The sequence below is a fragment of the Paenibacillus sp. IHBB 3054 genome, assembly GCF_051594305.1.
Classification (GTDB): domain Bacteria; phylum Bacillota; class Bacilli; order Paenibacillales; family Paenibacillaceae; genus Paenibacillus_AQ.
Map to the genome: position 1 here is coordinate 90,301 of NZ_JBOFBG010000025.1, position 14,108 is coordinate 104,408.

The 14,108-nt window shown below is 55.0% G+C and carries 7 protein-coding genes; all 7 read left to right on the top strand.

The features are described from left to right. Positions 1 to 6: 6 nt before the first annotated feature. The 7 genes from ACQ76X_RS23505 (at position 7) to ACQ76X_RS23535 (ending at position 13,821) form a co-directional block, all read left to right on the top strand. Complete coding sequence (locus ACQ76X_RS23505; protein ID WP_438496162.1) at positions 7 to 1,557, top strand: ABC transporter substrate-binding protein; 1,551 nt, start codon at positions 7 to 9, stop codon at positions 1,555 to 1,557. 140 nt (positions 1,558 to 1,697) lie between these two features. After that, positions 1,698 to 5,228: a carbohydrate-binding domain-containing protein gene (locus ACQ76X_RS23510; protein ID WP_438496163.1), complete on the top strand. Its 3,531-nt coding sequence runs from the start codon at positions 1,698 to 1,700 to the stop codon at positions 5,226 to 5,228. A 186-nt stretch (positions 5,229 to 5,414) separates the two neighbouring features. After that, entirely contained in the window at positions 5,415 to 7,142 is a 1,728-nt protein-coding gene (locus ACQ76X_RS23515; protein ID WP_438496164.1) for a glycoside hydrolase family 3 protein, read from the top strand. Beyond that, positions 7,129 to 8,199, top strand: a complete 1,071-nt coding sequence (locus ACQ76X_RS23520) for a glycoside hydrolase family 88/105 protein (protein ID WP_438496165.1) — start codon at positions 7,129 to 7,131, stop codon at positions 8,197 to 8,199. The genes ACQ76X_RS23515 and ACQ76X_RS23520 overlap by 14 nt, the downstream gene beginning before the upstream one ends. Positions 8,200 to 8,259: 60 nt before the next feature. Next, positions 8,260 to 9,975: a hypothetical protein gene (locus ACQ76X_RS23525; RefSeq protein ID WP_438496166.1), complete on the top strand. Its 1,716-nt coding sequence runs from the start codon at positions 8,260 to 8,262 to the stop codon at positions 9,973 to 9,975. A 40-nt stretch (positions 9,976 to 10,015) separates the two neighbouring features. Next, the gene (locus tag ACQ76X_RS23530) at positions 10,016 to 12,808 is read left to right on the top strand and encodes a glycoside hydrolase family 38 C-terminal domain-containing protein (protein ID WP_438496167.1); all 2,793 of its coding nucleotides are present in this window, start codon (positions 10,016 to 10,018) and stop codon (positions 12,806 to 12,808) included. After that, positions 12,805 to 13,821 carry an HAD family hydrolase gene (locus ACQ76X_RS23535; RefSeq protein WP_438496168.1) on the top strand — a complete coding sequence of 339 codons (1,017 nt, stop codon included), beginning with the start codon at positions 12,805 to 12,807 and terminating at the stop codon, positions 13,819 to 13,821. The genes ACQ76X_RS23530 and ACQ76X_RS23535 overlap by 4 nt, the downstream gene beginning before the upstream one ends. The last annotated feature ends 287 nt before the right edge of the window (positions 13,822 to 14,108 follow it).

The following is a 14,108-nucleotide window of genomic DNA, read 5'->3' on the forward strand; positions in this document are numbered from 1 at the left end:
AGAGTAATGACAGGTAAAAGAGGCACGGGTCTACTGCTTTCGCTTGTACTTATGATTGGAATGACACTCAGCGGGTGCTCGGGGAATAATAATAACAATAAAACCGCCGCCCCCGAGAAAACCGCGGAAAGCACAGCAGCCCCAGCCGCCACTGAAACTGCCAAAGCAACAGAAGCAACCGAAACAACAAATGAGCTGGAGCAGGTGGAGCTGTCCCTGTATCTCCCGGGCGGTCCGGATAAGGATGTAGCGTCTGTTGAGCAGGCCATCAATGCTTATTTGAAGGATAAAATTAATGCCACGATCAAGATTAACCAGCTGAGCTGGGATAAACCGGCGGATAAAGTGAATCTGATGATCCAATCCGGTGAAGTGTTCGACATGGTCTTTACCTGGAACTTCATGACCAATGCTGCCAAAGGCGCGTATCTGCCGCTGGAAGAGCTGCTGGATACCTACGCCAAAGAAACCAAGGCACAAATCAACCCCGCTTATCTGCAAGCGGCTACTGTAAACGGACATTTGTATGCGGTTCCAACGGAAAAAGAGCTGGGCCAATCCGTAGGGTTCGCCTTTGACAAAGCGATTGTCGACAAGTACGGCTTCGATGTGAACAGCATCACCAAGCTGGAGGATATCGAGCCGATGCTGAAGACCATTAAAGAGAAGGAGCCGACCATGTCGCCGCTGTTCATGAACCATACAGACAGCCTGAACTGGTTCACAGTGTATCCGGAAAGTGAAGATCTGGACGGAAGCAATGAAATTCCAACGCTGCTCGATTATAAAACCATGAAGGTGTTCAACGAATACGACACTCCCGAAATCGTGGAAAGACTTAAGCTGATCCGCAAGTGGTACCAGGCCGGATACATCAACAAGAACGGGGCCACTGACAAGACTGAGCTTAAGGATGCGGTGAAAAGCGGCAAAGCCTGGTTCGTGTACGGCAATATGAATCCTACATCCACCAACGACTGGACCCGGCTCGCGGAGAGACCGATGATCATCAAAACGCTGCTTCCGGTTCAAGTAAGCACCAAAAGCTTGCAGGGCTCGATGCTCGCCATTTCCAGAACATCAAAGAATCCGGAACGCGCTATGATGTTTATAAACCTGATTCATACAGATCCTGTCCTCTACAACTTGCTTACCTTCGGTATTGAAGGCAAACACTACAATAAGGTGGGCGAGAATACTGTCGATTTCATTCCGGACAGCGGCTACAACTCCGTATCCTCTTGGATGATCGGGAACGTGCTGCTTAACTATTTGAACAAGAATGAAGACCCGAAACGCGTACAGCTCTACACGGACTGGAACAAGAACTCCAAAGTTTCGCCGGTTATCGGATTTGTATTTGATTCGACGAAGGTGCAATCGCAGATTGGGGCACTGATCAATATTACGAAGCAGTATAAGAATACCTTGTACTCCGGGGAGCAGGATCCGGAACCTATCCTCAAGGAAATGAACAGCAAGCTGAAGGCTGCAGGACTGGAAGCAGTGATTAACGAGATTCAATCGCAAATGGATGCATTTTTGGCCACCAAATAAGGAGCCGCAGCAGTAGCAGACCCGATATCCGGCAAGCAGCCTGGCCATAATGGTTGCTTGCCCGGACTTCGGGTATTCATATTCGCCTAGCCAGCACTTGGGGTGCCCCGAATCTACCTTATTAGAAGAGGGTGTTTATTGTGCGAATTCAAAAAAACATTGCTTTACTGCTTATTCTGGCGTTGATGCTGATGACCTTTTGGATACCGGATGGATCCATGGGTGAGGCATCGGCCGCTGCTGAAGATGCAATTGTTACAAGTCCAAGGATCGAACATCAGGCCGATTCACAAGAAGCAGCGGCCACGGATTCCGTACACAATAGCACGGTTACTGCATCAACCTATGAACCTCCGGTGACCTTGTTATGGCAGGTGGGCAATTCGGATAATAGTTCTGCTGAATTTACCGTCTCTAACAATGTCTACAGCAAGACTCTCCAAGTTCCAGTACCTCCGGGCCACTGGGACAACATCCCCAAGGGTATGAAGACCGACGCCAACGGATTCATGAATCTTTCCTTCCATTTGAGCCGGGTTCCTGAATATGGAGTCCAGTTTAGCCTCAAAGTTATCGATGCAAGCACAGCTATTCCCCAGCTTGCTGTATTTACAAACGGTCTGATGAGCGGGCTTATTCAGATCACCGGCCTGAATGACGGTGAGAAGACGCTGGAGAATACCTGGAAACAAACCTACAGGCTATACATTCCCAAGGAACAGCTGAAGACCGGGCGAAATGCAGTCCGGCTAACCGTGGATCGCGGGTTGTACGCGGATCCGCAGGCTCCCGGTTATAACGGAGACAAATATTTATGGTTCGAGTGGGATTACTTCAAGCTGGAGTCGCTGAATGCACCGGCTGTCGAGCCGATCCATGGACGGTATGTCCATCTGGGAAGTACAATTGCCGCGGAAACCTTCAAATACGACGAGAATGCGATCCGCCATTTGGGGCCTATGGCCAAGTGGCTGGGCATTGCCTACAGCGGCAACTGGATGCGGGCCTCTTTCTGGTCCGATACGAGCGCAGGCTGGGATCCGCAGGGGCGAAACTACCTGGCAACGCTACGTGATCTGAACCTCGAGCCGATGGTCAACATCATCGGAGGCAACTGGAGGAATAACAGCGAGCTAAGCGGCGGCACAGTCCCGGCAGCACTCCGGAGTTACTACGCTAACTTTGTCAGCAAGTTCGGTGATTTGTACCAGTATGCCGAAACCGGAAATGAACCGGGGCTGTTCGGCTGGGCCCAGAAAGCCGTAGTAGCCACGCATGAGCTGATGGATGAAGAACGGGCAACGAACAGCCAGCCCTATCTCAAGATTGTTGCCCCGGGTTGGGCGTATTGGCCTTATAACGGCACCCCTGACGGCTGGGAGCGGGACGCGGAGCAGCGCAGGGAGATCGAGGAGCTGTCCGATGTGACGAATGGGCACAGCTATGGCGGAACGGGAGTGCAGCCGCTGCCGGGCGGCAGCCTGTATGAGAATCTGCGGGTCTATGGCGACGCGGATGACGGCTTCGGCAAAAAGATGGCGATGAGCGAAACGGGCACCAATGACAACCATTCCGACAACACGAAGTATGGGACCTATGCCTACAGGTTCGCCGCTGCTTTTGACCGGGAGATGCGCGGAAACATTGGATATGTGGACCATATTATGCAGCATGCGGCGTTCTTTAACGACGGCACTGAGTTTGGGTTGTTTGCTTCCGGCATCAATTGGAATACGCACCGTTATGAAGATACTGTTGCGGTACCGGCCAACAGCAGTGAGGCGGGAGAGACCCGGCTGAAGACATTCCGCAGGCTGGCTGCCGCGTACGCTACCCATGGCCGTCCGCTGAGCTACGAAGTGCTGAATACATGCGGATGCACCTCGAACTTGAACATGAAAAAGGTATACTTCCGCGCGGTGGATACATCGGCACTGGGTACCACGGCTATCGGGGCGGAATCGGATAAAATCCTGCTGAACTTCGTCAATTTCGAGAAAAAGCCGATGACGATGAAGGTTCGGGTAAAGATGCCCAGCAGCGGGCTATATGCCGGAGAAGTGTTCGGAGCGGGCAATTCCTACGCTGCTGCTCATTCGACCGTGCAGCTAACGGCAACGCCGGATATTACGCTTACGGTTACCCTGGGAGCCGGCGAAACGGTTCAGTATATTCTGGATAAGCTGGAGACAGAAGCACCGACTGTACCCGGCAGTCCTGCAGCGGTGGCGGTCAGCCATGAGCAGATCAAGGTGACCTGGAATGGCTCGACCGACAATGACGCGGTGGTCCGCTACAACGTGTACCGTGATGGCGGGGTTACTCCGGTAATGACGGTTCCAGGCCGGATAACCTTTTTCAGCGACTATAGTGTGGCCCCGGAAACGGAGTACAGCTACAGGGTTCAAGCCGTGGATGACTTCGGCAATATTTCGGCATTAAGCCCAGCCGTATCGGCAACTACACCGGCCATGCCGATCACGCCGCATGTCCCGGGAGATCCCACCAAGTTTGAAGCGGAAGCTGCCTCATTTGCCCTGCCTCTGCGAATCGGCAATAACAGCAGAGCATCCGGAGGAAAGGTTGTGGAGCAGACCCATGGCGGCGGCATTTCCATCCAGGGGCTGTATTCGGAATTGGGCGGAAGCTATACCTTGACTATTGCATACGCTTCCAATCAGGACTCGAAGAAAAATATCGTCGTGAACGGGCAAAGGCTGTCCACGGTTAGCTTACCTTCAACGGGCAGCTGGAACAGCAACATTACTGCCAGACAGTTCGGTGTTACGCTTCAGCCGGGCTATAACACGATCAGCTTCACTTCCGCAGGCAACGGTGCCAATCTCGATTATTTCAAGCTGGAGGAAGGCCTTTATGTTCCGGTGTCCGCCTGGTACACGGTAGAGCATGACCATGCCTATATTGACTATACCGGGTTTGAAACGGCGCCGAACGGGGTATCCCATGTAACCTACTCGCCGGATTCGTCGGCGGTGTTTAACTTTAACGGAATCGGTGTCCGCTGGAGATCGGATATTAAGAGCAATATGGGCAGCGCGGATGTGTATGTTGATGGGCAATATAAGGAGACCGTTGTCATTCCCCAGGCCGGGCTGGAGGGCGACAACAAGATCGTCTATGAGCTGACGGGTCTGGATTATGGGCTGCACCGGATCGAGGTCGTCCATAACACCGGAACGATAATGGTCCACGGCTTCGAGTTCGAGGGCTATGAGTCTACACTCCCGGCTCCGATGGCGGATCTAACCGTCACGGAGGTCGGCTGGAATATCGTAAACAGCGACGGCACACCTTCCAGTCATGTGACCCCCGAGTTGGGTGATTCCTTAATCTTCTGGGCCAAGGTTAAAAATATCGGCGTGCGTCCTACCCCGCTGAACACTTCCACCGGGCTGGGGCAGATTACAGGCGGTGCCTTCTCCGTCAATGGCGGGGTCGTATCCTGGTCGGACACGAATAACACGGTCATCCAGCCGGGCGAGGAGATTACCCTTACGGCCAACAGTAGTGCCCAGGGAACGCCAAGGTGGACAGTGCCGACCATCGGAGACTTCACTATCAGCTTTTTTGTCAACGATATCTGGCGATATGAGGAGATGAACAAGGAGAATAACAAGTTAAACAAGACCCTTCAAATCAGCCTGAATTGATCGAAGGATCGGCCAGCCTCCCCCCCGCAGCTTTGGATCACGAAGCTGCGGGGTTTTTCAGTTTGCTAATTGTAGAAGATTCTAGATGTTTATAGAATTTTGAACTTATTTTGTAGTTGCCTTTATTTAGAGTGGCGCCGGGTTTCGTTACACTGGGGTTAGAAACTACCGGGAGGAATCGTGACCATGCGAAAGGCATTAGCTAAGGAAGAGCAGGACTGGGTAGAGCGCACCTTACGATCCATGAGCTTGCGTGAAAAGATCGGGCAGACGATGCAGGATCATGCGGGCAGGCTGCCATTCCAAGGGATGGACGAAGGGACTATAAGGGCGTATTTGGAGAAATATCCGGTGGGCAGCTTCTTTATCGGCGGAGAGGTGATTCAGAAGGCTGCCGGAAAAGCGGAGGAATACCGCGAGTGGGTGGAGCTGCTTCAGAAGGTCAGCAAAACTCCGCTGCTGTTCTCGGGCGACCTGGAGTTCGGGGCTGGCTCTGCAGTCAAAAGCTTAACCGCTTTTCCTCCGCTGCTTGCGCTTGCCGCAGCAGATGATGAAGCGCTGGCCTACGAGTACGGCAAGTATACAGCAATCGAAGGACGTGCGGCCGGGTTTACCTGGGCGCTGGCGCCGGGTACGGATCTTTTGCTGAACTGGATGAATCCGGTGATTACGACCCGCTGTTTGGGTGATGATGCGGAGCGGGCACTGCGCCTGTCCAGCGCCGTGATGCGGGGAATGCAGGATTACGGTATTGCCGCTTGTGCCAAACATTTTCCGGGAGACGGGGTGGATTACAGGGATCAGCATATCATTACCACCATCAACGGTTTGTCCGAAGAGGAGTGGTTCGCCACTTATGGCCGGGTGTCCCAGCAGATGATTGATCAGGGCGTGATGTCGTATATGACAGGACATATCGCCCTTCCCTGGCTGGAGGCGAATGCGCAGGGGAATAAGCCTGTTCCCGCTACGGTCTCGGCACGCATTACAACGGAGCTTCTGCGGAACCGCATGGGGTTTGAGGGAGTTGTCCTGTCGGATGCGCTGGATATGGGCGGATTTCTGGCCTGGGGCGATTATGAGACGCGGATTGTAGATTGTTTCAACTGCGGGACCGATGTGCTGCTGTGGCCGGGTGTGAACTATTTTGAATTCATGGAACGGGCAGTCGCCAGCGGCAAGGTAACGATGGAACGGCTGGACGCGAGTGTCCGGCGGGTTCTGGAGATGAAGGCAGAGCTGGGTATGCAGCATCTGGATGCCGAGGGCCGGGATCACTCCGCTGCTCCGCTGCTGAATGACAAATTGCATCCTGAGCTGGACCGGGAGGCCAGAAAACTAAGCACGACACTTGCCGGGCGGTGTATTACGCTGGTCCGCAACCGGAGAAATCTCCTGCCCCTGAATCCGCAGACGACCCGCAGAGTTCTCGTCATTATGCTGAACAAAGTGACAGAGGGACGCAAATATGACCGCATGGAGCTGTTTGTCGGGCACTTGAAGGCCAGAGGGCTGCAGGTGGATATTCTGGATGAATTCGAACCGCTGAATACGCTGCAGAAGTGGGAACAATCCGGGATTCACTGGGATGCTGCGTTTACGCCTTATTTTATGCCGCTCCATGGCATGATGAACACGGCCCGTCCGGTGGGGGAAGCCGCCAAGGCGATCTGGGCGATGCAGCATGCGGAGACGGTCCACCCGATCGGGATCTCTTTTGCCACACCGTACCTGCTCCGGGATATGCCTTTTCTCGACACGCTGGTAAATGCGTATTCACTGCATGAAGATACGGTGGCATTGACGGTTAAGGCGCTGTTCGGGGAGATTCCGTTTCAAGGGGTATCACCGGTGCAGGCAGATCCTGAGGGAATGAACACCATTCCAAGGGGGCTTCAGCATGCCCGATACTAAGCAGTTATTGGAGGAAAAGCTGGACCTGCTGTTCGAATGTATGATTTCCCCCCGGCATCAAGGGAATTGGGGAATGGACATGGATCACTGGGACTGGGTCCCCGGGGTCGGGCTGATTTCCATACTGGATTATGGAACGGCTGGCGGACAGGACAAGGTTATGAATTACCTGCTGCAGTGGGTTGAGCGGAATAAGCAGAAGGCAGAAGGTGTGAAAGTCATTAATTCCATGGCTCCTTATGCCGTGTTCCCTGAATTGTTCCGGCGGACAGGGGATAAATGGTTTCTGCACAAAGCGCAGGAAACCGCCGCCTGGATGCTGGAAGATGCACCGAGGACCCGGGAAGGCGCGCTGGAGCATACCGTCACTGAAGCGGCCCTGTTCCCTGAGCAGGTATGGGCAGATACGGTATACATGGCTGTGCTGTTTCTGGCGCGGCTCGCCAACCTGACCGGAGACCGCGGCATGGCCGAGGCTGCGCTGCAGCAGACTCTGCTTCATCTGCGGCTGCTGCAGGACCCGAAGACGGGCCTGCTGTTCCACGGCTGGAACTGCCTGGAGGGCAGCCATATGTCGGCTGTCCGCTGGGCGCGGGCCAACGCCTGGATTACCCTTGCCATTCCGCAAATTGTGGCCGGGATCAAGGGGCTTGTACCGGTCCCCGAAGAGCTGTACAGCCGCTATTCGGAGCTTGCTTCAGCGCTGAGGTCCTGCCAGGGCACAGGCGGACTCTGGCATACGGTGCTCGACAGGCCGGACTATTACCAGGAAACATCGGGAAGTGCGGGCATCGCCTGCGGCTTCATTCAGGGAGTCAGGCACGGTATGCTCGAACCTTCTTATCTCGGCATCGCCCGGGTCACCCTTGAAGGCATCCTCCCGCTTATCCAGGATAACGGTGAAGTCCAGGGTGTGTCGGGAGGCACCCCCGTCATGCCGTCGGAGGAGGCGTATAACGAAATTTCGCTGTATCCGTCGCTGTACGGGCAGGGGCTGGTCATGCAATTGCTGGCACAGGCACTGAATTTGGATCTGAATTTGGATCTGGATCGGTGATCCGGCCTTGACCCAGTAGGATCAGCCAAACCGTCTTACCAGAGAAAGGCAGGGAGATAGATGAACAAGATGACCGGCAATACCAATCCAGTGATAGACCAGCAGCAAATGCTGATCCGTAAAATGCGCATGCTGGAGTCCCGTTATGATCCGGAAATTTGCATGCTGCGCTCGCCGTTCAGCAGCCCGGGTTATCATACAACTCTGAAGCAGGCGGAGTTTATCCATTCCACCAGAGATTCGCTTTCGTATGCACTCGGGCTGCTGGATACCGAACTGGCTGAGATGGAGCAGCGGGCCTTTGATATTATCAGGCAGGTGATTTCCCTGCAGGATACGGACCGAAGCCATGCTACCTTCGGAATCTGGTCATGGTTCTATGAAGAGCCGCTTGCGCAAATGTCGCCTCCGGACTGGAACTGGGCCGATTTCTGCGGCAGCCGGCTGATTCAGGCGTTGTCGCGCCATGGCTGGCGCTTTCCGGAGGCTCTGCGTGAAGACGTCATACGCTCCATTGATTATGCCTGCGAGGCGATTATGAAGCGGAATGTCGGTCCGGATTACACCAATATTGCCATTATTGGAGCCTTCGTTACGAGAATTGCCGGGGAGCAATTGGGCCGTGAGGATTATGCCGAGTACGGCCTGAAGCGCCTGGAAAAATTGTATGCGTATACACAGCAGCGCGGGGCCTTTCAGGAGTACAACAGCCCGGTCTATACCTATATCGCTATTCTGGAGCTGTCCAAGCTGCGTTCCGAGACTACAGACAGCACGGTAAAAAGGCTCAGCGATGAGCTGATCGAGCTGACCTGGCAGACGGTCGCCGGGTATTATCATCCTGCGACCGCCCAGTGGTCCGGGCCGCATTCGCGCTCCTATCAGACGCTTCTGAATGATCAGAGCAAGGCTTTTCTGCAGGTCGCAACCCAAGGGGAGGTTATGTTTTTTCCTTGGGAGGAGCTGCCTTATGAAGAGGAGTGGTACAAGAGCGGATTCTATTGCCCGGCCGCTTATCTGGATGCATTTACGGTTAGGGGGACAAAAGAAGTGCGGCAGATCTACGAAGGGAATGCGGGCGATGGCAGCGGCAAATGGGCAGTCACCTTTATGACCCCGCAGGTTAGCATCGGTTCCTTTACAGATAGTGACCTATGGAATCAGAGAAGACCGCTGGTGGCTTATGTGGATAATAACGGTTCACCCTCCTATATTCAGCTCCGCTGTCTGCATGACGGCTATGATTATTGTTCCGCCCGTTTCAAAGCCAGACAGGATCAGGGGCATCTCCTGTTTGGTGTGGATTTTCTGACCAATGGCGGAGATACCCACCCCAATCTGGACCGCATCGACGGTGAGATTGAGGCCGGAGATTTCCGGCTGAGACTGGAGATCGGGGGTAGCCTGAACGGCATCTCCACCGAAACTGTGGAAGACGGGGCTGTGATCAGGATAGGAGAGACCGTCTTGCGCCTAACCACATGGTTCGCGGCATTCACGGGACATTCAGGAGCCAAGCGGAGCTGGGGCTGGGAGATTCACACAGACGAGGATGCCATCCTGGTGGATATGGTGCTGTACTCCGGCCTGCGTAAAAGCATTAATTTCACCCATCTGCGGCAAGCGGCGTTTGTATTCTCTCTGGATATTCAGGAGGGCGGGGACATTCCAAGGCCGCTGGTGGAGATGACCAGCAGCGGCAGGCTGCGGATCAGCGGGAGCACAGAGGAGCCTGAAGCTTTCTCTCTGACCCTGCGCCCGGGTCCCGCAGAATGAAGTTTCCCGAGACTGGAATGACAAAGGAGATAGGAAGCTCATGAAACCAGACACCTCCCATATCAAACAAATCAAGGTTGTCTCTAATACACACTGGGACCGGGAGTTCCGGCGGTCGTTTGAGCGGACCCGCCGGAATCTGCTGACCATGCTGGATACGACACTGGACATTCTCGCTGCTGATCCGGGCTATGCGTCCTTTACGCTGGACGGCCATTCCATCCTGCTGGAGGATTATGTGGAAATGCGGCCGGAGCGCAAGGGACAGATTGAACAGCTGATGCAGGAAGGGCGGCTGATCGCCGGCCCGTACTATACGCTGGCCGAGGAGTTCAGCATCTCGCATGAGGCGCTGGTCCGTAATCTGATCCTGGGCCGGAGCGTGGTGGAGAAATTCGGCGGTAAGACAGGAACGGTCGCCTACACCCCGTCCTCCTGGGGGCAGACCGGGCAGCTGCCGCAGATTCTCCAGGACTTCGGACTTGATAAAATGATGTTCTACCGCGGCATCTCCCATCACGAGGCCGATGCAGAATGGATCTGGAGCGCGCCTGACGGAACGCAGGTGCTTGCCAGCCGTTTTGGCCTGTATGCTCGTTATAACTGGTATTACCAGGTTCACCGCGCAGTGACCCGCGGTATGGTTTTTGACAAGACCTATCAGTGGGGCAAGGAGAATGACCTGCCTTTCCGGCTGTCGGATGCCTTGTCCGGAGAAGATCAGGCTTACGAGATTAAATCTCCGGTTGTCCAATACAACAAGGAGAAGTTGAAGCAGGCGGTTGAGGACATGATTGAGCGTGAAGGCCGCCACTTCACGACCGAAGTGTTCCTGGCGATGCATGGGCACGATATTTCGGTAGCCCATCCTCTGGAATCGCAGATTATTGCCGATGCCCAGGAACTGCTGGGGGATAAATATAACATCGAGCAGACAGATCTGGAGGGCTTCTGGAAGGAGGCACAAAAACATCTGGACCGGGAGCAGCTTCCCGTCCTCACGGGGGAGCGCCGGTCTTACCTTAAGGAAGGCATGTGGACATTCCTGTTCCCGGGAACGATCAGTGCGAGAACCTACCTGAAGCAAATGGACTTCTCGGCCAGCAATGCGCTGGTGTATTATGCAGAGCCGCTCGCCTCTTTGGCCTCGGCGCTGGGGTCTGCCTATCCGGCTGGATACATGGAGCGGGGATGGCGGTATTTACTGTCCAACCACACCCATGATGCCAACGGCGGCTGTGCGCCGGACAACGTCTGCGCCGATATGGAGTACAGATACCGGAAAGCCGGTGACATCGGGGATATCGTAACGGAGGATGCGATGGCGTACATCGCCTCACAGCTGTCACCCGAAGGAATGGAGCAGGATGAGATGCAGCTGGTAGTCTATAATCCATTGCCGATGGAACGGAATGCAGTCGTGCTGCTCGATTTAGAGGTACCGAGAGTCGACGGGGCCCTTTCCGTCAGCCTAAGCTCGGCGCTGGATCCGCTGGTAGAACGCCAGGCCATAGCCAGTGCCAATTCCAGCGTGTTCGTGGACAGTATCTGGGATGTGCCCACGATCCTGGAGAGCCGCCGCATCCGGTTATTGGCCCGCTTAACCCGCCTGCCCGGACTCGGCTACCGGACGTACCGGATTGTGCCGGAGGCGCGCGAGCTGCGCAGCAGCGGCACACTGATTACAGGACCCGACACAATGGAGAATGAATTTCTGAAAGTGAAGGTGAATCCTGACGGGACGCTGGGTCTGCACAATAAAACGACCGGCAGAAGCTACAACAGCCTCAACTATTTGAGCGATCAGGGAGAGAACGGAAACGCCTGGAAGCATGTGTCTCCTCTGCATGACCGCAAATACAGCAGCCTTGGTGTGCCGAGCCAGGTAGCGGTAACGGTAAGCGGTACCCTGAGCAGTACGATCGAAGCGGAGTATGAATTTGCGGCTCCGGCAGATTACGGGGACGGAGAGTCGCGCAGCGGGGTAATGGCAAAGCTTCCGGTGAAGGTAGCCTATACGCTGGAAAAAGGCGCCAAGCATGTACTTGTGAAGCTGACGGTAGATAATAGTGCCAAGGATCACTGGCTGCGCGCCAATTTCCCTACAGGGCTGCGTACCGGGGTCACTTGGGCCGACAGCCATTATGATGTGTTGTCACGGCCCATCCCGCTGCCGGATTCCACGGATTGGGCGGAACGGGCCGAAGGTACACATCCGCTGCGCACCTTTGTCGACATGACGGATGGAAGAGATGGACTCGCGGTTCTGCCCAAAGGGATCTACGAGTATGAAGCCTTTGAGGATGAGCATAGCACCTTGGCGCTAACCTTAATCCGGGCCTGCCGGATCAAGCTGGCAGTGAGCGAAGAGAAGCTGACGGAGCTGCCCGATCAGGGCATTCAGTGCCCTGGCCTGCAAAGCTTTGAATATGCCATTCACATTCATGAAGGAGATTGGCAGGCGGCGGATCTGCTTGCACAGGCGGCGCAGCTGTACACTCCTGTGCGGATCGCAACCTCCGGCCGTGGGCAGGGCGCGCTTCCGGCAGAGGCCAGCTTCTTTACGCTGAATAACCCTGCCCTTCATGTCAGCTGTGTGAAGCAGGCGGAGGATGGCAGCGGAACTATTCTCCGGTTCTTCAACGGTTCGGATACGGAACAGAAGGCGGACATCACCTTCGGCATCGCCCCGGAGCATGTGCAGTGCTGCCGGATGGACGAAACGCTTCTGGATGAGCCGGAGTTGCAGCTGGCTGCCAATCTTTTGGAAGTGACGATACCGGCCAAAAAGATCGCCAGCTATAAGATTTCTATGGGGGCGTGGGCGAGATGACGGAGAAGAAATTGCCCGGATTTGGTCTTGGAATGTCACAGCTGGCCGCCGGCTTCTTTGAGCAGGAGAGCGGAGGAGATGGGTTATTCCGCAGGGGAGTTGGCGGCGTTGCCGCTATTCTGACACCGAAGGACCGTAAGACTGAGTTTATCGTATACGAAGACAAAACACTTTGTTATGTAAAATCTTCGATGGGTTCCCCAGCACTGTATCCTTTTCACGATGCAGCTTTCGAGGGTCCGGCAGAAGCGGTGCTGATGGATCTGGACGGAACCAGTGTCCACAGCGAAGGCTTCTGGATGTGGATTATTGAGCAGGCGGTAGCCCGGCTGCTGGGAAATCCCCGCTTCGCGCTGCGCCCCGAAGATGAGCCGCATGTCTCCGGGCATTCCGTGTCGGAGCATCTGCAGTACTGCATAGCCAAATATTGTCCGCAGCGCAGTGTAGAGGAGGCCCGGCAGCTTTACTTTGACATTACCCATTATGAAATGAATGAGATTATGCAGGGCCGGGGAAAGCCGGGGGCGTTTGTTCCTGCGCCAGGTCTGGGAGAGTTCCTCCAGACCCTGAAATCTAAGGGCGTAAAGATTGGACTTGTAACCTCGGGACTGTACGAGAAGGCTTGGCCGGAAATTCTGTCAGCCTTCCGGACGCTGGATCTAGGTGATCCGTTCGGCATGTACGACGCGGTCATTACGGCCGGGCAGACATTTCATCCCGGCCAGGCGGGCACGCTGGGTGAATTGTCGCCGAAGCCGCATCCCTGGCTGTATGCCGAGGCGGCAAGGATCGGCCTGGGCCTGGGTACGGAGAAGCGTCGCCGGGTGGTCGGCATTGAGGACTCGGCGGCGGGTGTCATCTCAATCCGTCTGGCCGGATTTGCGGCGTTCGGCGTGACCGGCGGCAATATCCGCAGCAGCGGTGTTCTGCCCTTGCTGCAGCAGGAATTTGGCAGCCTGATGGAGATGCTTCCGCTGCTGCTTGGCGAGGCCGGTCCGGCAGCGGCCTTTTGAGGATAGGGAGTGCATGCTGCGGGCGAAGAAGAGGGAGAGGAGGAAGAGGAAGAAGAACAAGTAGAAGAATAAGTAGAAGTAGAAGTAGAAGTAGAAGAAGAGGAAGAGGAAGAGGAAGAAGCAGCAGAAGAAGGAGAGGGTGAGGGAGAGTACATCTGATCTCCAGGGAAGGCAGCCTCAACGAAGATACTGGCATCTATGAGGAAAGCGGCAAATGATGATTGCACCGGGAAAAATGCCCGCTATATTTGTGCAGACAGCCCTTTTGAGGGATATACAGGGCATAC